Annotated in this window: 18 protein-coding genes; 17 read left to right on the forward strand and 1 reads right to left on the reverse strand. The window is 65.2% G+C overall.

What is annotated here, in order from left to right; translation table 11 throughout:
- Positions 1 to 56: 56 nt before the first annotated feature.
- The 6 genes from ftsZ to FJ423_RS04955 all read left to right on the forward strand — a co-directional run bounded on the left by ftsZ (position 57) and on the right by FJ423_RS04955 (position 8,812).
- Positions 57 to 1,718 carry a cell division protein FtsZ gene (gene ftsZ / locus FJ423_RS04930; RefSeq protein ID WP_095769000.1) on the forward strand — a complete coding sequence of 554 codons (1,662 nt, stop codon included), beginning with the start codon at positions 57 to 59 and terminating at the stop codon, positions 1,716 to 1,718.
- Between the two features lie 356 nt (positions 1,719 to 2,074).
- A complete protein-coding gene (lpxC, locus tag FJ423_RS04935; protein ID WP_140839717.1) occupies positions 2,075 to 3,022 on the forward strand; it encodes a UDP-3-O-acyl-N-acetylglucosamine deacetylase in 948 nt (315 codons plus the stop codon).
- Positions 3,023 to 3,223: 201 nt separating this feature from the next.
- Positions 3,224 to 4,093 (forward strand): outer membrane protein assembly factor BamD, encoded by an 870-nt coding sequence (locus tag FJ423_RS04940; RefSeq protein WP_140839719.1) that lies wholly within the window; start codon positions 3,224 to 3,226, stop codon positions 4,091 to 4,093.
- 8 nt (positions 4,094 to 4,101) lie between these two features.
- Positions 4,102 to 5,775, forward strand: a complete 1,674-nt coding sequence (recN, locus tag FJ423_RS04945; RefSeq protein WP_140726825.1) for a DNA repair protein RecN — start codon at positions 4,102 to 4,104, stop codon at positions 5,773 to 5,775.
- Positions 5,776 to 5,912: 137 nt separating this feature from the next.
- The gene (gene ligA, locus FJ423_RS04950; protein WP_140839721.1) at positions 5,913 to 8,120 is read left to right on the forward strand and encodes an NAD-dependent DNA ligase LigA; all 2,208 of its coding nucleotides are present in this window, start codon (positions 5,913 to 5,915) and stop codon (positions 8,118 to 8,120) included.
- On the forward strand, positions 8,120 to 8,812 hold the full coding sequence (locus tag FJ423_RS04955; protein ID WP_140839724.1) for a TIGR02453 family protein: 693 nt from the start codon (positions 8,120 to 8,122) through the stop codon (positions 8,810 to 8,812). The genes ligA and FJ423_RS04955 overlap by 1 nt, the downstream gene beginning before the upstream one ends.
- A 24-nt stretch (positions 8,813 to 8,836) precedes the next feature.
- Here the strand turns inward: FJ423_RS04955 and FJ423_RS04960 are convergent, their stop codons facing one another.
- The gene (locus tag FJ423_RS04960; protein ID WP_095769006.1) at positions 8,837 to 9,595 is read right to left on the reverse strand and encodes an SDR family oxidoreductase; all 759 of its coding nucleotides are present in this window, start codon (positions 9,593 to 9,595) and stop codon (positions 8,837 to 8,839) included.
- Positions 9,596 to 9,773: 178 nt separating this feature from the next.
- Between FJ423_RS04960 and FJ423_RS04965 the strand changes: the two genes are divergently transcribed.
- The 11 genes from FJ423_RS04965 (at position 9,774) to FJ423_RS05015 (ending at position 20,118) form a co-directional block, all read left to right on the forward strand.
- Positions 9,774 to 11,183, forward strand: coding sequence for an aldehyde dehydrogenase family protein (locus FJ423_RS04965; RefSeq protein ID WP_140839726.1), 1,410 nt, complete (start codon positions 9,774 to 9,776; stop codon positions 11,181 to 11,183).
- Positions 11,161 to 12,000 carry an N-formylglutamate amidohydrolase gene (locus FJ423_RS04970; protein ID WP_140839728.1) on the forward strand — a complete coding sequence of 280 codons (840 nt, stop codon included), beginning with the start codon at positions 11,161 to 11,163 and terminating at the stop codon, positions 11,998 to 12,000. The genes FJ423_RS04965 and FJ423_RS04970 overlap by 23 nt, the downstream gene beginning before the upstream one ends.
- A 71-nt stretch (positions 12,001 to 12,071) precedes the next feature.
- Positions 12,072 to 12,656 carry an XRE family transcriptional regulator gene (locus tag FJ423_RS04975; protein WP_140839730.1) on the forward strand — a complete coding sequence of 195 codons (585 nt, stop codon included), beginning with the start codon at positions 12,072 to 12,074 and terminating at the stop codon, positions 12,654 to 12,656.
- 140 nt (positions 12,657 to 12,796) lie between these two features.
- Entirely contained in the window at positions 12,797 to 13,522 is a 726-nt protein-coding gene (locus FJ423_RS04980) for an ABC transporter ATP-binding protein (RefSeq protein ID WP_140839732.1), read from the forward strand.
- 42 nt (positions 13,523 to 13,564) lie between these two features.
- Positions 13,565 to 14,719, forward strand: a complete 1,155-nt coding sequence (locus tag FJ423_RS04985; RefSeq protein ID WP_095769010.1) for an ABC transporter substrate-binding protein — start codon at positions 13,565 to 13,567, stop codon at positions 14,717 to 14,719.
- Between the two features lie 16 nt (positions 14,720 to 14,735).
- Positions 14,736 to 15,440 carry an ABC transporter ATP-binding protein gene (locus FJ423_RS04990; protein WP_140839736.1) on the forward strand — a complete coding sequence of 235 codons (705 nt, stop codon included), beginning with the start codon at positions 14,736 to 14,738 and terminating at the stop codon, positions 15,438 to 15,440.
- Positions 15,441 to 15,446: 6 nt separating this feature from the next.
- On the forward strand, positions 15,447 to 16,346 hold the full coding sequence (locus tag FJ423_RS04995) for a branched-chain amino acid ABC transporter permease (protein ID WP_095769012.1): 900 nt from the start codon (positions 15,447 to 15,449) through the stop codon (positions 16,344 to 16,346).
- A 15-nt stretch (positions 16,347 to 16,361) separates the two neighbouring features.
- Positions 16,362 to 17,459: a branched-chain amino acid ABC transporter permease gene (locus FJ423_RS05000; RefSeq protein WP_246680089.1), complete on the forward strand. Its 1,098-nt coding sequence runs from the start codon at positions 16,362 to 16,364 to the stop codon at positions 17,457 to 17,459.
- Between the two features lie 22 nt (positions 17,460 to 17,481).
- Positions 17,482 to 18,876, forward strand: a complete 1,395-nt coding sequence (locus FJ423_RS05005) for a glutamine synthetase family protein (protein WP_140839738.1) — start codon at positions 17,482 to 17,484, stop codon at positions 18,874 to 18,876.
- Positions 18,877 to 19,096: 220 nt separating this feature from the next.
- The gene (locus FJ423_RS05010) at positions 19,097 to 19,825 is read left to right on the forward strand and encodes an AzlC family ABC transporter permease (protein WP_095769034.1); all 729 of its coding nucleotides are present in this window, start codon (positions 19,097 to 19,099) and stop codon (positions 19,823 to 19,825) included.
- Complete coding sequence (locus FJ423_RS05015; protein ID WP_140839740.1) at positions 19,822 to 20,118, forward strand: AzlD family protein; 297 nt, start codon at positions 19,822 to 19,824, stop codon at positions 20,116 to 20,118. The genes FJ423_RS05010 and FJ423_RS05015 overlap by 4 nt, the downstream gene beginning before the upstream one ends.
- The last annotated feature ends 81 nt before the right edge of the window (positions 20,119 to 20,199 follow it).

Here is a 20,199-nt window from a genome sequence, read left to right on the forward strand (position 1 = left end):
CAGCCCCACAGGCGGCCGCAGCGGCGAGGCGGCGGGAAAGGCAAAGGACGGAGACAATGACCATCAATCTGCAGAAGCCGGACATCACCGAGCTCAAGCCACGCATCACCGTGTTCGGTGTCGGCGGCGGCGGCGGCAATGCCGTGAACAACATGATCACAGCCGGCCTGCGCGGCGTCGAGTTCGTGGTGGCCAACACCGACGCGCAGGCGCTGACGATGTCCAAGGCCGAGCGGCTGATCCAGCTCGGTGCGCATGTCACCGAAGGCCTCGGCGCCGGCTCGCAGCCGGAAGTCGGCCGCGCGGCGGCGGAAGAGTGCATCGACGAGATCATCGATCATCTCTCCAACACCCATATGTGCTTCGTCACCGCCGGCATGGGCGGCGGCACAGGCACGGGCGCCGCTCCGGTCGTTGCCCGCGCGGCGCGCGAGAAGGGCATCCTCACCGTCGGCGTCGTCACCAAGCCGTTCCATTTCGAGGGCCAGCGCCGCATGAAGACGGCCGACATGGGCATCGAGGAACTGCAGAAATGCGTCGATACGCTCATCGTCATCCCCAACCAGAACCTGTTCCGGCTGGCCAATGACAAGACCACCTTCGCCGATGCCTTCGCAATGGCCGACCAGGTGCTCTACTCGGGCGTCGCCTGCATCACCGACCTGATGGTCAAGGAAGGCCTGATCAATCTCGACTTCGCCGACGTCCGCTCGGTGATGCGCGAGATGGGCAAGGCGATGATGGGCACGGGCGAAGCTTCGGGCGAGGGCCGCGCGATGGCCGCCGCTGAAGCCGCCATCGCCAACCCGCTGCTCGACGAGACCTCGATGAAGGGCGCCAAGGGCCTGCTGATCTCGATCACCGGCGGCCGCGATCTCACCCTGTTCGAGGTGGACGAGGCCGCGACCCGCATCCGCGAGGAAGTCGACCAGGACGCCAACATCATCCTGGGCGCCACCTTCGACGAAGAGCTGGAAGGCGTGATCCGCGTATCGGTCGTCGCCACCGGCATCGACAAGTCGGCGGCCGAAATCGCGGCTGCGCCGATCTCGATCCGCGCGCCGCAGAAGCCGGCCGCCCGCCCGGCGGCGGCTCCGGTGGCCGAAATCCGCCCCGCTCCGGTTCAGCCGCAGGCCTATGAGCCGCGCGCGGCCGATCCGGTCGCGGAGGCGATCCAGCTTGCCGAGGCAAATGCCGCCGCCATGGCGCAGCCGCGCGCCGTGCCGATGGACGACTTCCGGCCGCAGAGCAAGATCTTCCAAGCCCCGCCTGCGCAGCCGCAGCCGCAGCCGGTGGTGCCGCAGCAGGTCATGCAGCAGCCCGCGCCGCAGCGCGAGATGCCGCAGCCGGTGGCCGCGGCGCCGCAGCGCATGCCGCGCGTGGAAGACTTTCCGCCGGTGGTAAGGGCCGAAGTCGAAGCCAAGAGCCGGCCGGCGGACCATGAGAACAGCGGTCCGATGGGGCTGATCAAGCGGCTGACCAACGGCCTTACCCGCCGCGAGGAAGAGCCGGCCCGGCTCCAGCCGGCGCAGCCGCGCGAGCCGAAGCTGCGTCAGGCCGCGCCCGAGATGCGCCGTCTCGCCAGCCAGGATCCTGCGCTCTATGCGCCGCGCCGCGGCCAGCTCGACGACCAGGGCCGGCTGACGCCGCAGGCCCGCACGGTCCAGGAAGACGACCAGCTGGAAATCCCGGCCTTCCTGCGCCGCCAGGCCAACTGATCGATACGGCGGACCGCCAATCGTTAACGGTATATAACAGTTGTTAACAGGCAGACGAGAAATCGTCTGCCTGTTGCTTTTGCAAAAGACATTTAAAACAAGGCTTTACGAGCTGTTTCTGATGCGTTTCCGTGGTTACACGGGGTAAGAAACCGTGATTTGGAGTCTCCAGGGCGGGCCATTATCTTCGCCACGGACTAAAGTCGGTTTGCCGGGATTCGGGGAGTAGCCCTGCCTGCCGATTATACAGAGCCGCGTGCTCTTGCTTATTTTGCCGCCTTTGCGCGAGCGTCAGACCATCAGTCTGACTGCAAGATACCCAAGGCCGATGGAGCGGACGCAGGCATTCAGGGCGTATGGGGTTACTCTTGCACGACTATCAGACGACAGTGAAATCGCGCGTGACGCTGGCTGGGATCGGCGTCCATAGCGGCAAAACCGTGACCGTTCATTTCCTGCCGGCCGATGCCGATACGGGCATCGTCTTTCACCTTTCGAATGGCGGCGAAGCCCGGGAGCTCCGCGCCCTGGTCGCGGAAGTCGGCGCCACCGATCTCTGCACCATGCTTGGCGATCCGGCCGGCGATCATATCGGCACCGTCGAGCATCTGATGGCCACAGTGTTCGGTCTCGGCATAGACAATTTGATCATCGAGATCGACGGTTCGGAAGTCCCCATTCTCGACGGCAGCGCCATGGCCTTCGTCGAGGCCATCGACCAGGCCGGCATCGAGACGCTGGCGGTGAGGCGTCGCTACATCCGTGTCGTCAAGCCGGTGCGCGTGGAAGCCGGCGCGTCCTGGGCGGAGTTCCGCCCCTATGACGGCACGCGGTTCGAGGTCGAGATCGATTTCGAGAGCCCGGCAATCGGCCGCCAGCAATTCGCCTCCGACATCAATCCCGACATCTTCCGCCGCGACATCGCGCGCGCTCGCACATTCGGCTTCATGAAGGACGTCGAGAGACTTTGGGCCGCCGGCTACGCGCTCGGCTCGTCGCTCGAAAACTCGCTTGTCATCGGCGACGACAACCGCGTCATCAATGTCGGCGGGCTGCGCTATCCCAACGAATTCGCCCGCCACAAGACGCTCGATGCGATGGGCGATCTGGCGCTGGCCGGCGCGCGCTTCATCGGCTGCTTCCGCTCCTATCGCGGCGGCCACCGGATGAATGCCTCGGCATTGCGCCGGCTGCTTTCCGACCGGACGGCCTTCGAGATCGTCGAGACGAGACGTCGCGAGCGTGGCCGCGTCGCCGAGATGATCGCCGTCAGCGGGCCGGTCTACGCGCCCTGGGTGATCTGATTCTTAACCGTTTTCTGGCTTTGTGGTCAGGCTTGTGTTGCATGGCTGCATCACAGGGCCGCCAAAATGCGCGGCTTTGGCCATAGCGTCGGCCTGCCACAAAAATGTGCGATTGGCCGGACATAGCGTTGCCGGGCAAGGGGATAATGGTTTATGGCTTCGGCCCGGACCGAAACGACGCCGAAGGGGCGGAATCCAAACATGTTTTTTTCGCGAGTTGGTCAATCGGTAGCGCCGCGTCGGGGTGTTTTGCTGGCGCTGTCGGTGGTTGCTCCCGCGCTCGTGCTGTCGGCCTGCATGTCCTCCGAGAAGGATGTCAACCTGGCGACCTATGTCGACCAGACCGAGCCGGCCGACGTTCTCTACAACCAGGGCCTGGCCAACATGAATGCCGGCCGCCTCGATGAGGCGAGCAAGAAGTTCGACGCGGTCGACCGCCAGCATCCCTATTCGGAATTCGCACGCAAATCGATGGTGATGGGCGCTTTCGCCGATTATCGCGCCGGCAACTACGACGAGGCGATCGGTTCGGCCAAGCGCTACCTGACCCTCTATCCCTCGACAGACGACGCGGCTTACGCGCAGTACATCATCGGCCTCTCCTACTATCGGCAGATCAAGGACGTCACCCAGGACCAGAAGGAAGCGCGCCAGACCATCCAGACCATGCAGGATCTGGTGACGCGCTGGCCGAACTCCGAATATGTCGGCGACGCCAAGGACAAGATCCGCTTCGCCAGCGACCAGCTCGCCGGCAAGGAGATGCAGGTCGGCCGCTACTATCTGGAGCGCCGCGAATACATCGCCGCCGTGAAGCGTTTCCGCACCGTGGTCGAGAACTATTCCAACACCCGCCATGTCGAGGAGGCGCTCGCGCGCCTGACCGAGTCCTACTATGCGATGGGCCTGACCTCGGAAGCGCAGACGGCCGCGGCGGTGCTTGGTCACAACTATCCGGACAGCCCGTGGTACAAGGATTCCTACAAGCTCCTGCAGAGCAACGGGCTTGAACCCCGCGAAAATGCCGGATCGTGGATTTCCAAGGCCGGGAAGCTGATCACCGGCGCCTGAAGCTTGCGATGCTGTCCAGACTGTCGATCCGCGATATCGTCCTGATCGAGAAGCTGGACATCGACTTCCTGCCTGGGCTTTCGGTGCTGACCGGCGAAACCGGCGCCGGTAAATCCATCCTGCTCGATGCGTTGTCGCTGGCGCTTGGGGCGCGCGGCGATGCCTCGCTCGTCCGCCATGGCGCCGCGCAAGGCCAGGTCATCGCGGTGTTCGATGTGCCGCGCAACCATCCGGCACGCGCGTTGCTCGCCGGAAACGACATCGAGGACGATGGCGACATCATCCTGCGCCGCGTACAGACCGCCGATGGCCGCACCCGCGTCTTCGTCAACGACCAGCCCTCCAGCGTCACCCTGATGCGCGATGTCGGCCGCGCGCTGGTCGAGATCCATGGCCAGCATGACGAGCGGGCGCTGGTCGATCCCGGCGCGCATCGCGAATTACTGGACAGTTTCGGCGGCCATCTGGGCGCCGTACGCGGCACGGGCGAAGCCTGGCGGTACTGGCGAAACTGCGAGCAGGAGCTTTCCCGGCATCGCGCCAAGGTCGAGGCGGCGGCGCGCGAAGCCGATTATCTGCGCGCTTCCGTGGCCGAGCTCGCAAGACTCGACCCGCAGCCGGGCGAGGAAACGGAGCTTGCGGAGTTGCGCGCGACGATGATGCGCGTCGAAAAGATCGCCGCCGAGATCCATGATGCGCAGGATGTGCTATCGGGGCCGTCCTCGCCCTTGCCGCAGCTCGCCAGCTTGTTGCGGCGGCTGCAGCGCAAGTCCAGCGAAGCCCCCGGCCTGCTCGACGACGTGGTGAAATCGCTCGACGAAGCGATGATCTCGCTCGACGCCGCACAGTCCGGCGTGGAAGCGGCGCTTCGCGCCACCGAATATGATCCGCAGCGTCTGGAGAAGGCGGAAGAGCGTCTGTTTGCGCTGCGCGCCGCCTCGCGCAAGCACAGTGTCGCGGTCGACGATCTGGCGCAGCTGCGCGACACGATGGTGGCCGATCTTGCCGACCTCGACGCCGGCGAGGAGCGGCTGCACGCGCTGGCCAAGCAGGCCGCCGCGGCGCGCGAGGCCTACGATATTTCCGCGGCGCAGCTGTCGTCGCTGCGCCATGCGGCGGCGGCGGGCCTGACCAAGGCTGTGATGGCGGAACTGCCGGCGCTCAAGCTCGAACGGGCCGAGTTCATCGTTGAGATGGGAAGCGATGCCGAAAGCCGCATGGAAGAAGGCATCGACCAGGTCGAATTCTGGGTGCGCACCAATCCGGGCACCCGGCCGGGACCGATGATGAAGGTCGCTTCCGGCGGCGAGCTCTCACGCTTCCTTTTGGCGCTGAAGGTGGCACTGGCCGATCGCGGCTCGGCGCCGACCCTGGTGTTCGATGAGATCGACACCGGCGTCGGCGGCGCGGTGGCCGACGCCATCGGCCAGCGGCTGGCGCGGTTGTCAAAGCGGGTACAGGTGCTTTCCGTCACGCATGCGCCGCAGGTTGCGGCACGCGCCGCCACGCATTTCCTGATCTCCAAATCCGGCGGCAAGGACCGCGTCGCCACCGGCATTGCCGAAATGGACCGCGCCGCGCGCCAGGAAGAAATCGCGCGGATGCTGGCCGGCGCCACCATCACCGACGAAGCGCGCGCGGCAGCGGAGCGGTTGCTGCGCGAGAATACGGCTGCCGCATAGAAGGTTGGGCCTCTTCGGTTCCAATCCGAGTCAGCAGATGGCTGCATCGTGCTGTTCAGCAATGATTTTTGCGCAAGCCCACTCCCTGCCGTCAAATCCTGATTTATAGTGGCGCGCCACAATCCAAGGACTGATGCATGTCGGAAAAACCCGTCGATTCGTTGAGCGAAGGCGAAGCCGCGGATGAGCTGAAGCAACTGGCGGCGGAGATTGCCGAGCATGACCGGCGTTATCACACCGAGGACGCGCCGACGATCACCGATGCCGAGTATGATGCGCTGCGCCGGCGCAACCTCGCCATCGAAGAGCGCTTCCCCGATCTCGTGCGCGAGGATTCGCCGACGCGGCGGGTGGGCGCCCCGCCTGCGGAGGGCTTCACCAAGGTGCGGCACGCGGTGCCGATGCTGAGCCTCGCCAAGGCCTATACCGACCAGGACGTCGCCGATTTCATCGAGCGCGGAAGGCGTTTCTTCGACCGCGACAAGGACCTCGACATCGCCTTCACCGCCGAACCGAAGATCGACGGGCTGTCGGCCTCGTTGCGCTACGAGAGCGGCGTGTTCGTGCAGGGCGCGACGCGTGGCGACGGCACGGTCGGCGAGGACATCACCGCCAATCTGAAGACGATTGCCGACATCCCGAAGAAGTTGCAGGGTTCGGGCTGGCCGGAAATCATCGAGATCCGCGGCGAGGTCTACATGACCTATGCCGAATTCGAGGCTTTGAAGCAGCGTTCAGCGGCGGTCGGCGGCCAGGATTACGTCAATCCGCGCAACACGGCTGCAGGGTCGCTGCGCCAGAAGGATCCATCGGTCACCGCCAGCCGCAATCTGAAATTCTTCGCCTATGCCTGGGGCTATACGACAGCGGACCCAGCGCCGACGCAGTTCGATTCCGTACAGAAGTTCAAGGAATGGGGCTTCAAGGTCAGCCCGCTGATGGTGCGGGCGAAGTCCATCGACGACCTGATCGCGCATTACCACCGCATCGAGGAGCAGCGCTCCTCGCTCGGCTACGACATAGATGGCGTCGTCTACAAGGTCGACCAGCTCGAGCTGCAGCGCCGCTGGGGTTTCGTCACCGGCGAGCCGCGCTGGGCGGTCGCCCACAAATTCCCGGCCGAGCAGGCGATGACGACCGTCGAGAGGATCGACATCCAGGTCGGCCGTACCGGCACGCTGGCGCCGGTGGCGCGGCTTGCGCCGGTCACGGTCGGCGGCGTGGTGGTCGAGAATGTCACGCTGCACAATGAAGACTACATCAAAGGTTTCGACAGCAACGGCCAGCCGATCCGCGACGGCATCGACGTGCGTATCGGTGACACGGTGGTCATCCAGCGGGCAGGGGATGTCATCCCGCAGATTGTCAACGTCGTCATCGATAAGCGGCCCGCTGGCGCGGTGCCCTATGAATTCCCGCATACCTGCCCGGTCTGCGGCTCGCCGGCGACGCGCGAGATCAACGAGAAGACGGGCAAGGAGGATTCGCGCCGGCGCTGCACCGGCGAGATGATCTGCGCCGCGCAGGCGGTCGAAAGGCTGCGTCACTTCGTGTCGCGCGGCGCGCTCGACATCGAAGGCCTCGGTGCCGAAAACATCGACCTGTTCTTCAATTCGGGGCTGGTGAAGACCGCCGCCGATATCTTCACGCTGAAGGATCGACGGCCCGCCGTCACCAGGGCGCTGGCCGAGCGACGGGAGGAGCAGGCGAGGCTGCGCGAGGAAGCCTCGGGCAAGGCGCGCAAGAATGTTCGCAGCGTCGAGGAGCGTAATTATGAAGGTCTCGACAAGTTGTTTTCGGCCATCGACGCGCGCCGCGAGCCGGAGCTCGACCGTTTCATTTTCGCGCTCGGCATCCGTCATATCGGCGAGACGACGGCTGCCGTGCTTGCCCGCCAATTCTCGACCATCGAGGAGCTGATCCGTATCGGCAAGGAGACGGCGAAGGCCGAGGATCCGCACAGCGTCTTCCCGTCGATCAACGGCATCGGTGACACGGTGATCAACGCGTTGCGCGACTTCTTCGGCAATGAGCGCAATGACGATGTGCTGGACGCCTTGCTGACGCAGGTTCATCCGAAACCCTACGTCATGGAAATCTCGGCCGGCAGCGAAGTCTCGGGCAAGACGGTGGTGTTCACCGGCTCGCTGGAAAAGATGACGCGTTCGGAAGCCAAGGCGATGGCGGAGCGGCTCGGCGCCAAGGTCGCGGGCTCGGTTTCGGCCAAGACAGACCTGGTGGTGGCGGGTCCCGGCGCCGGCTCGAAGCTGAAAGTTGCGAGCGATCTCGGCATCGAGGTGATCGACGAGGACACATGGCTGCAGCGGATCGGCAGGGGCGGCTAATGACTGGAGCGTTCAAGGGTTTTGGGCCGAAGGCCATTCCGTTCCTGAAGGCGCTCGACTTCCACCAGAGCCGTGAGTGGTTCCAGGAAAACCGCGACCTTTACGACAGCGAGCTGCATGGGCCGTTCTGCGATCTGGTCGAGACGCTCACAGAGCGTTTCGAGGCGGCCAAGCTCGGCTTGCGCGGCGACCGCAAGAAATCGCTGTTCCGCATCAATCGCGACGTGCGCTTTTCCAAGGACAAGCGGCCCTACAATCGGCATCTCTCGGCGATTCTGTCGCCCGACGGCACCAAGATGGAGCAGGGCGTCTTCTACGTGCATATCGGGCTCGAGCGCTGCTTCGCGGGTGTGGCCTGGTGGCAGCCGGCGCCTGAATTGCTGCAGGCGATGCGCAAGGCGATCGTGACCAAGCCGGCCGCGTTCCGCGGCATGGTCGCATCGCTCAAGAAGGCCGGCCTGGAGCTCGATGCGGAAGACCGCCTGAAGCGGGTGCCGCGCGGTTTCGAGGATGTCGGTGACGAGGATCTCGCCCAGGCGGTGCGCAACCGGCATTTCGTGGTCCGGCACGACATCGATCCGGCGACGATCCATTCGCCGGCGCTGGTCGACGATCTCGTCGGCTTCACGCTTGGCGCCAAGCCGCTGCTCGACTGGGGCCGGGCGATCCAGGGGACGGCTGTCGCGGCCTGACGCCGCCTCCGGCTGTCGCCGGGCTTACATCCGCATCAGCAGGCCGCCGTCGACGGCAAGCTCTATGCCGGTGATATAGCTCGCGGCGTCCGAGAGCAGGAAGAGCGCGGCGTTTGCCATGTCCTGCGGCGTGCCGATGCGGCCGAGCGGCGTATAATTCGCCACGGCGGCGCGCTTTTCTTCGGTGTCCCAGCGCGCCTGCAGCGGCGTTAGCGCCATGCCGGGGCAGATCGCGTTGGAGCGGATGCCGTCGCCGGCAAGCTGCATGGCAAGCGACTTCGACAGCGCGCAGACGCCTGCCTTCGAGGCCTGATAGGCATCCTGAGGCTTCGGGTCGCCGCGATACCACTGAATGGTCGAGAAATGCACCATGGCGCCGCCGCGGCCGCCGGCGCGCATCTGCGGAACGACCGCGCGTGCGGTGTGCACGAAGGACTTCAAGTTGATGTTGAAGACCTGATCCCAGACATCGAGATCCATTTCGAGGGCCGATTTGTCGCGGCCGAACCACAATACGCCGGCGACATTGGCGAGATAGTCGATGCCGCCACGCTCGCGGCCCGCCGCACCGATGGTCCGTTCCACGAAGGCCGCGTCGGTCAAATCGCCCTGGGCGAAGGTGAGCCGGTCGTCATACGAGGCGAGGGAGGCCGGACGCGGCTTGATGTCGATGGCGGTGACGGAGGCGCCGGCATCGAGCAGCGCCAGCGCGATCGCTTCGCCCATCCCGCCGCCAGCTCCGGTGACGACCGCATGCCGGCCCGTGAAATCATAGACGACCATTCATCCCCCCTCGGTTCTTGCTGCAAGGCGCGGCGCTATCTCTGCGCCAAGTCGCGATGGCGGGACAATAGGGGCCGACAAAAAATCCATCAAGCCGTATTCGAAAAAATTTGCCAAAATAGAAAATCGCGATATCGTGCCGTGGCTGACAGCTTCCTTTTGGGTGGATTCCAAGACCATGACCCTGCATTCCGGCGCGCGGACCTTCTCGGTGACCTCTCCTGTCGACGGCTCGATCTATGCCCAGCGCAACTATGCGGACGGGGCCGCGATCGAGGCGGCCGTCGCCCGCGCTCGCGCGGCGCTGCCGGGCTGGCGGCGCACGCCGCTGGCCGAGCGCCTGGCGATCCTTCTGCACTTCGGCGAGGAGATGAAGGCGCGCGCCGCTCCGCTGGCCGAGGCGGTGGCGTGGCAGATCGGCAGGCCCTTGTGGCAAGCCGACGAGACGCCGCGCCTGGCGCTGATCGGCGAGCTGCTTGCAGGCGCTGCACCGGACACGCTGGCCGACATGCCCTATCCGTCGGACGAGAACATCCGCCGCTATGCCAAGCCGGTGGCCGGCGGCCTACATCTTTCGATCTGCGCCTGGAATTACCCGACCGCCATGCTCGGCTATCTGGTCACGTCGCCGCTTGCCGCGGGCAATGTGGTGATCTTCAAGCATTCGCCGCAGACGCCGCTGATCGCGGAGCTCGCCGAGGAGGCTTTTCGCGCGGCCGGCGGGCCGGAAGGGGTCTTCCAGTGCCTGCATCTCGATCATCCGGATGCGGAGCGGCTGATCGCTTCCGGCGTCTTCAACGCCGTCAATTTCATCGGCTCGGTCAATGGCGGCCGGCGCGTGCATGCGGCGGCGGCCGGCACCTTCACCCAGGTCCATCTCGAGCTTGGCGGCAAGGATCCGACCTATGTGCGCTCCGACGCCGACCTCGAGGCGGCGGTTCCGCTGATCGCAGAGGGCACCTATTCCAACGCCGGCCAGTCCTGCTGCTCGGTGGAGCGAATCTATGTCGACCGCCTGATTCACGACCGTTTCGTCGAGGCGCTGGTCGCCGAGACGGCGAAGTGGTCGATCGGCCATCCGATCGCTGAAAAGCCGATGGTCGGCCCGGTGGTGCGCGCGGTTGCGGCCGACACCATCCGCGACCTGACCGAAGGCGCGGTGCGAGCAGGGGCGAAGCGCCTGATGCCGCAGGATGGCGCGCGCAAGGCGGCAAGCCTCGGGACCGCCTATATCGCGCCGGAGGTACTGACCGGCGTCGACCACAGCATGCCGATCATGCGCGACGAGCTGTTCGGGCCGGTGGCCTGCGTCCAGGCCGTCGGCGGCGACGACGAGGCGATCCGCCTGATGAACGACAGCGATTACGGCCTCAGCGCCTCGATCTGGACGCGCGATGTCGAACGCGGCGTGGCCTTGCTCGACGAGGTCGAGGCAGGCACCGTCTATCTCAACCGATGCGATCACGCCGACCTTTATCTGCCCTGGGGCGGCATCAAGAATTCCGGTCTTGGCCGCGCCAACGGGCGCGCCGGCCTCAGCGAGGCGACGGCGGCGAAGGCTTATCATGTCCGCTCCGTCATCGCCTGACCGCCAGCGGCATCCGGTCGTGCGGGACCTTGAAAAGCTTGGCGACGCGGCCGTCGCGGCGCTCGCCGGGGCCGGGGTGGAACGATTGCTGCCGGATGCGGCCAGCCCCTATCTTCTGATTGCCGAGCATGCCGGCAACGTCGTGCCGGCGCTGTGGCGCGACCTTGGCCTGGCGGAGCCTTATCTCGGCACGCATTTCGCGGTGGACATCGGCGTCGACGCGCTGACGCGCCGGCTCTCGCGAACGCTGCGGGCGCCGGCGGTGATCGCGCGCTATTCACGGCTGTTCCTCGACTATAACCGCCCCGCCGAGGAGTGGGACTTCATGCGGCCCGACCTCGGCGGCATCCCTGTGCCGGGCAATCTCGCTGTGGACGTGGCGGATGCGAGGCTGCGCAAGCTCGTCGCCTGGGCGCCGGTCGAACGGGCAATCATCGAAGCCGCTGCCGGCAGGCGCGCGCTGATCTCGGTGCATTCCTTCACGCCGGTGATGGGCGGGGTGAAGCGCAATGTGGATATCGGCGTGCTGTGGCGGGAACAGTCGCCCTTCGTCGCGTCGGTGCTGAAAACGCTCAGGGCTCAAGGCCCGGAAGCAGGCTTCAGAATCGGCGATAACGAACCTTACGACTGGCGCCAGGCTGTCGGCTACACCTTGAACCGGCACGGGCTGCAGCAGGGCCGGCCCTGCCTCTACCTCGAGCTGCGCAACGACTTGCTTGCCGATCCGGAAACTTTCGAACGCGTCAGCCGCCTCCTGGAGGCTGCCTTTGCCACCATCGCGATATCCCTATGGCCGCAATCAGCCGTAGCCGTCTGAAGGCTGGACGCTCAAATATCGGAACGCTAGAGCTTGTCGAATTGGAAACACGGCAGCCAAGGGCGTGGACGATGCAAGGCAATGTGGGCAGCAAGATCCGCGACGCGCGCAAGCAGCAGAACATCACCTTGCGCGATCTCAGCGAGCGCTCGGGCCTTTCCGTGTCCCAGCTCTCGAAGCTGGAGAACGGCAAGGCCAGGCTGACCGTCGATATCGCGCTGATGATTGCCGGCGCGCTGCACGTGCCGGTGGCCTCCTTCCTGTTCAGCCCGAAGCCCGGGCCGCAGGCGCGCCGCTCGATCACGCGCGCCGGCAGCGGCATCCTGCACAAAGGCAACGCCATGGAATTCGAGGTCTTGTGCAGCGATTTCCGCGACAAGACCAATATTTTCTGGCGCGTGACGCTGCGCGCCAGAACCTTCGAGGAAAACGGCGGCTGGCGCAGCCATTCGGGTGAGGAGTTCATCCATGTGTTGAGCGGCAGCCTGCAGCTCCACACGCTCCACTACGACCCGAGCGTCCTGCAGTCCGGCGACAGCATCCTGTTCGACGGCGAAATGCAGCACGCCTATGTGGCGCTCGGTGACGAGCCCGTCATCATGCTGATGTCGAACACGGTGCCGCGCGACGGGCTGCCGCCGGGAGCAGGCGTCTGACCGACGGGCCTCAACCCTTCCGCTCAAGAATTTTTCTAGAATGGAAAAAAATACTTGTTATGGAAAAGTTCGGGGAATAGCATCCTTTGACCGGCCGACAGGAGAACAGCCAGCGGTCGGGAATGGGAGAGAGATGACCGATGCTGTCGGTTGAGGCAGTCAGCAAGACATTCGGCGGCGTGCAGGCGTTGCGCAGCGCCTCGCTGACCTGCGAGGCCGGCGAGATCCTCGGTCTCATCGGTCCGAACGGCGCCGGCAAATCCACCCTCGTCAACGCCATTTCGGGCGTGCTCAAGCCGGACAGCGGCAGCGTGCGCCTCGCGGGCGAAGAGATCACGGGCCGCAGCCCGGAGCATTGCGCGCGGGCAGGGGTCGGCCGCACCTTCCAGACCATCAGATTATTCAAGGACCTGAGTGTACGGCAGAATGTCGAGGTCGCGCATATCACTTGTCGGGCCGTGCGCCCCGATGCCGCCATGCGCATCGGCGTCGATCAGCTTCTGCAGCAATATGAGCTCGCAGGCTTCGCCGACAGCCCGGCCGGAACGCTGCCCTATGGCAGCCAGCGCCGGCTCGAGATCGCACGCGCGCTGGCGCTTGGGCCGTCGCTGTTGTTGCTCGACGAACCGGCCGCCGGTCTCAACGAGGCCGAGTCGGAGACGCTGGCCATCGCCATCGAAGGCATTCGCCGCGACGTCGGCTGCGCGACCATCGTCATCGATCACGACCTGCGCTTCATCAACCGGCTCTGCGACCGGCTTTGCGTGATGGACCAGGGCCAGGTGATCGCTTCGGGCGAGACGGAAGACGTGTGGCGCGATCCGCGCGTCATTGAGGTCTATGTCGGGCAGTCAGAGACGGCCTGAAGGCCCGGAAGAACAACCGCAATGAGAGGAAGGAGGGGTAGAATGGAAAAGATTTTGCTGGGAGCCGCGGTGCTGACCGCGGGACTGCTGCAGGCCGGGCATGCAGGCGCCGCCGATCTGAAGATCGGGCTTGCGGTTGCCATGACCGGCGCCTACGCGCCCTATAGCGAGGCCGAGGGCGCGCGCTGCATGGCCGACAGGCTGAACAAGGCCGCAAGCGCGAACGATCCCAAGGTCGAGCTGATGATCGAGGACAACCGCTCCGATCCGCAGCTTTCGGTCTCGCTCGGCCAGAAATTCCTCGATGCCGGCGCGCAGGTGATCACCGGCGTGCCGTTTCCCGATGCGCTGATCCCGATGGCGCAGACCGCGCAGCCTTATGGCGCCACCGTGTTCTCGGCGCCGAACACGCAGCTCGAGATGCAGCAGGCTGGGCTCGACAACTTCATCGCCGGCGCGGTGCCCGATCCGATCAATGCCTCGGCCACCGCCAACGCGCTTTACGGCAAGGGCGCGCGGACCGTCGCGCTGATGGTGTCACCCGATGCCGGGTCCTACTCGGAGAAGCTGCCGGAGTGGTTCGGCGAGGTGTTCGAGCATCTCGGTGGCAAGGTGGTCGGCAAATTCAACTATTCCTACGGCACCACCGACTGGTCCCCGCAGATCGCCTCGATCAAGGCGTTGCCACAGAAGCCGGACGCGATCCATATCTGCGCAGTGCTGCCCGATGTCGGCATCCTGATCCGGCAATTGCGCGCCAACGGCTACGAGGGGTGGGTGGCGGGCTGCGATGCCTTCGACGACAAGTCGCTGGAAGGCACGGTCGGCGATCCGAAGTCGCTGGAAAAGGTGATGTTCGCGACCCATGGCGCGACCGGCGTCGACGGCCCGATCGACAAGTTCCTCGCCCAGTGCAAGGCCGACGGCTACAAGATCAACGGCATCTTCGACGCGCTCGGCGCCGACATGGTGCAGATCAGCTACGAAGCGGCGAAAAAGGCCGGCACCGTCGACCCCGCCGCCTTACGCGAGGCGATCCGCGCGCCTGGCGGCTATCCGGGCACCACCGCGCCGACGATCTCCTTCGCCGAGAAGAAGGGCTATCCGGTCAAAGCCGTGCCGGTGATGGGCTTTGCCGACGGCAAGCGGGTGCTGATCACCGACACGCCGCCGACCTTCGTTCCGGCGCTGAACTAAGCGGGGCCGGGAACACGTGCTGAAGGTTGAGAAGCTTGTCGTGCGCTATGGCGCCGTCACGGCGGTGCACGAGTTGTCGCTCGAGGTGGGGCAGGGCGAGCTTGTCGCCCTGCTCGGGCCCAACGGCGCCGGCAAGAGCTCGACCATCAACGCGCTGACCGGTCTGGTGACGCCGGCTTCGGGGCGCATCGTGCTCGACGGCAAGGACATCTCGCATGTCCGCACCGAGGACCGCATCCGCGCCGGACTAACGTCGACGCCCGAAGGCCGGCACATCTTTTCCAACCTGAGCGTCGGCGAAAACCTGCGGCTAGGAGCCGCGACAAGGCGCGACCCCGCCGGCGTGCGCCAGGATATCGAGCGGTTCCTGTCGCTGTTCCCGGTGCTGTCCGAACGCTTCGGCCAGGCGGCCGGCACGCTTTCGGGCGGCGAGCAGCAGATGCTGGCGATCGCCCGTTCGCTGATGTCGCGGCCGAAGCTGTTGCTGCTCGACGAGCCGTCGCTCGGGCTCGCGCCCAAGATCGTAGCGCGCATCTTCGACTTCATCGGCGAACTCAAGGCGCAAGGGCTGACGCTGCTGGTGGTCGAGCAGAACGCCAAGCAGGCGCTGCGCTTTGCCGACCGCGTTTATGTCGTGAGCTCGGGCACGCTGCGCTATGACGGACCGCCGGCCAGGCTCGCCGACGAGCACGGCCTGTTCAACCTCTATATCGGCGGGTAGGCGGCGATGGATTACGCCTTGCAGCAACTCCTCAACGCGCTCGCCTTCGGTGCGGAATATTCCCTGGTGGCGCTCGGGCTCGCCGTCGTCTTCTCGATCATGGGGCTGGTGAATTTCGCCCATGGCGAGATCATCGGGGTCTCGGCCTACAGCGTGTTCCTGGCTGCCGCGCTCGGGCTGACCTCGCCCTTCGTCGCGGTGCTGCTTGCCGTCGGCATGGCGGCGCTGGCAGCGGTGGTGTTCGAACGCGTCGCCTTCCGGCCGGTGCGCTATGCGCCTACCACCACCGGGCTGCTCACCGCCTTCGGCGTGTCGATCGTGGTGCAGAACCTTTTCATGCTTTTGATCTCGCCAAAGCCGCAGTCGGTCTCGATCCTCAACGGCTTGAACCAGATGTGGTTCTTCGGCCCCTTCGCCGTCTCCTCGCTGCAAGTGATGGAACTGATCGTGTCGGGCCTGACCATCCTTGCGCTCGTGCTCTTCCTCAACCGCTCGACGCTCGGGCTCGCCATTCGCGCTGCCGCGCGCGACTTCGCCACCGTGCGGCTGATGGGGATCAAGGCAAACCGGGTGATTGCCACGGCGTTTGCGATTTCGGGCGCGCTGGCGGGCATCGCCGCCGTCTTCATCCTGGCGCGGCGCGGCAGCGTCTCACCCGATCTCGGCTTCGGCCTGGTGCTGAAGGCCTTTGTCGCCTGCGTCATCGGCGGCTTCGGCTCGCTGCCGGGTGCTGCGGTCGGCGGCATGCTGCTCGGCTTCATCGAAGTCGGCCTGCTCGTCGCGCTGCCGCAGGAATATGCGGGCTTCCGGGACGCGCTCACCTACGCCATCATCGTCGCGCTGCTCGTCTACCGGCCGGAAGGCCTGCTCGGCCAGCGCATTGAACTCGGCGACAAAGAGATTTAGGGCGGGAGATCTGACGTGGCAGGCTCCGAACTCTCGCAAGCGGTCGAACAGATGGCGGCGCCGGCCGCCACCGCGCAGCCCGGCAACGCGATCCTCCGCTCGCTGATCGGCGGGCTGGTGACAGCGCTGCCGGTGCTGGCGATCGGGCTCCTGGTGCTGAACTTCGCGCCGACCTACTACACCTTCCTCGCACTCGGCGCCTTCGTAAACCTGATCGTCGTGGTCGGCCTGCAAGTGTTCATGGGCAATTCCAACATCGCCAATCTCGGCCACAGCGCCTTTGTCGGGCTCGGCGCCTATAGCGTCGCCATCCTGTCGACGCCGCTTGCCATGAAGAAGCTGTCGATCCCCAACGCGCCGTTCGGCTTTGCGACGCTGGAGCTCGATCCGGTTTCGTCGGCGCTCATTGCGCTCTTGGTGGTCGGCATCGTGGCGCTGGTCAGCGGCAAGGTGATCAGCCGGCTGTCAGGGGTCGCTGCGACCATCGTCAGCCTGGCGCTGCTCATCATCGTCCATTCGGTTTTCGTCAACTGGACCAATCTGTTCAAGGGCAACCAGGCTTTCTTCGGCATTCCGAAAGTGGTCGGCCTGCCGTGGATGCTGGTCTTCGCGGTGATGGCGATCGTGGCGGCGCGACTGTTCAAGGACAGCCGCTGGGGCTTGCAGCTGCGGGCCAGCGCGCAGAGCCCTCAGGCTGCGGCTGCGCTCGGCATCGATGCGAAGAAACTGCGGCTCATGTCATGGGTGCTGTCGGCGCTGATCTGCGGGCTCGCCGGCGTGCTCTACGCCTATTTCGCCGGCACGATCAGCCCAAAACTGTTCTATTTCCAGATGATCTTCAACACGCTGGCGATGCTGATCCTCGGCGGCATGGCAACGGTGACTGGGGCGGTCACCGGCGTCATCGTGCTTTCGATCGGGCTGGAATTCATCCGCAGCATCGAGTCCGGCGTGACGGTCGCGGGTATCCAGATGCCGCAGCTGCTCGGCCTGTCGGGCGTGGCGCTCGGCGTTGTCATCGTGCTTTGCATGGCGCTCCGGCCGAGCGGCATCAGCGGACGGCACGAGCTCGACGAGCTGCTCTCGCTTCTTTTGCGGCGCAGCGCCAAATAGCTTTTCCTGGTGGAGGTTGAACGTGGAATTTGAGGACAGGGTGGCGGAGTATGCGCCGAAGCTCGAGGCGTTGCAGGCCGAGCTCGCATCGCGCGGCGTCGAGTTCGTCGAGGTGCATACGGTCGACACGTCAGGCGTCGTGCGCTCAAAGATCGCGCCGCTGAAGCTTTCCACCTATGGCGAATCGATCAATGCCATCCTCTATTGCGTCACCCATGGCGACGGCCAGCCGATGGGCGACGTCGCCTTCGCCTCGCCGAGCGCCAATGAGGAGAACGGCTTTCCCAACATCAAGGGTATCATCGATCCGGACACAGTGATGCAGCATGGCTGGAAGCCGAAATTCGCCTCCGCCATCACGCGCTCCTACATGCTGGACGGCGCCGTCTGTCCGTATGACCCGCGCGGCGTGCTGGCGCGCGTCGAGGAGCGCGCAAGGGCGCTTGGCTATGAGCCGAAATTCGCGCTGGAATACGAGTTCGGCATTTTCCACGCCGACCATGATCTGATGCGCGCCGGCCGTTATCGCGAGCTGAAGCCATGGGGCCATTCGCTGATCAACTACGACCTCGTGCGCAGTGGCGAATACCAGGATTTCGCCGCCGAGTTCATTACGCGCATGAAGAGCATCGACATCGGCATCGCCTCGCTGGTGACCGAATATGGCTACGGCATGTATGAATACGCGCTAACGCCGAAGAGCGCGTTGGCGGCGGCGGATGCCGCGATGCGCGCCAAGCTGCATCTGCGCGAGCTGTGCGCCGAGCGTGGCTTGGTGGCGACCTTCATGACGCGCTTCCAGCCGCCGGGCAAGGAAAGCGCCTGCGGCGCGCACCATCATGTCAGCCTGTGGCGGGACGGCAAGCCGGCCTTCGCGGCTGGACCGAACCGGCTGACGCCGGTCGCCGAGAAATTCCTCGCCGGCGTGCTCAACCGCATGCAGGAGACCCATATTTTCTTCCGGCCGACGGTCAACTCCTACCGCCGCTTCGATCGCGGCGCGTGGTCGCCGGAAGACGTCGCCTGGGGCTTCGAGAACCGCACCGCGCCGATCCGCGCCATCACCACGCCAAACGATGCCGCCTGCCGGTTCGAGCACCGGGCGCCTGGCGCCGACGTCAATCCTTATCTCTCGATCGCCGCGATCCTGGCGGCCGGCTGCGAAGGCATCGAGAAGGATTTGCCGCTCGAAGCGCCGGTGACGAGCAACCTCGCCAACCTCGACAAGCCGAAGCTGCCGCGCACGCTCAATGCTTCTATTGAAGCCTTCGCCGCATCCGATTTCTGCGCCGAGGCGTTCGGCGAAGCGTTCCGCGACAACTACGCCGAAAGCCGCCGCGCCGAGCAGGCGGCCTTCGATGCCTGGCAGGCCTCGCACATTACGGACTTCGAGTGGCAGCGCTATTTCGTCAGCTGAGCTGCCTGAAGAGTTCCAACGTTTCGCAACCCGGCGATCAGTTCCGCTGATCGCTGGGTCAAGCGAATTGGTGTGACATTGGAGGCGACGCTCCCTAAATCAAGCCGCTCTTAAAGCGCGTCCCGCTGAACGAATCGACGCGCTTTAAGTCTTTTGTTGATGCATGTCGTTGTCCCAGAACCGCTGCGCACTTCTGGGCGGCATGCACGAGGAGCGGCACATGGCAGCGGAAGCAATCTCTGAAGGCAGAACGGGCGGCGATTTCTGGGACGGCGTGCGGCTTTCAATGCCGGTGGTCGTCGCCTCCGCGCCGTTCGCGATCCTGTTCGGCACGATCGCGGTCGACAACGGGTTTTCCGTCCTCGAAGCCTTCCTGATGAGCGCCATGATCTATGGCGGCGCCAGCCAGATGGTCGGCATCGAACTGTTCGGCCAGCATGTCGCGCCATGGCTGATTGTGCTGTCGATCTTCGCGGTGAACTTTCGCCACGTGCTCTATTCGGCCGGCATCGGCCGGCGCATCGCGCATTGGCCGGTGCTGCAGCAGGCGCTCGGCTATTTCATCCTGACGGATCCGCAATTCGCCATCGCCGAGGCGAGGGCGGAGTCCGGCCGTCCCGTCGGCTTCGTCTGGTATCTGGGGCTAGGCCTGCCGGTCTATGTGTTCTGGGTTATCGAAAGCGGATTGGGCGCGGTGTTCGGCAAGCTGATCCCCGACACGCATGCGCTGGGCATCGATTTCCTTTTGCCGATCTATTTCCTCGGCCTGGTGCTCGGCTTTCGCAAACGGCCGCTCTGGGCGCCCGTCGTCGCCGCCAGCGCCGTCGCCTCGATCATCGCCTATCGAACTGTGGGCTCGCCCTGGCATGTCTCGATCGGCGCGGTCGCCGGCATCGTCCTGGCGGTGATCCTGCCGCCGCATCACAGCGGCGTGGGCAAGCGGCCATGAGCACGACCTTCTGGATCATCCTGGCCGGCGCCGTCGCCACCTATCTGACCCGCGTCGGCGGCCACCTTGTCATCTCGCGCTTTGAGACCATCCATCCGCGCGTCGAAGCTGGGCTCAACGCCGTGCCGGCCGCGGTGCTGACGACCTTGGTGGCGCCCGAGCTATTGCATGCCGGGCCCGCTGAGTGGGCGGCGCTGATCGTCACCGTGCTGGTGTCGCTGCGCGGCGGCCTGATGGCGATGTTCTTGGCCGGCGCGGCGGTGCTGATAATCGCGCGACAGTTTGTGGGGTAGGAACTCTGGCGCGATCATTCGGAATGCCGGCGCTGCCCCTCATTGCCCTGCCGGGCATTTCTCCCCGTGAACGGGGAGAAA

The sequence above is a fragment of the Mesorhizobium sp. B2-8-9 genome (assembly GCF_006439475.1).
Classification (GTDB): Bacteria; Pseudomonadota; Alphaproteobacteria; order Rhizobiales; family Rhizobiaceae; genus Mesorhizobium.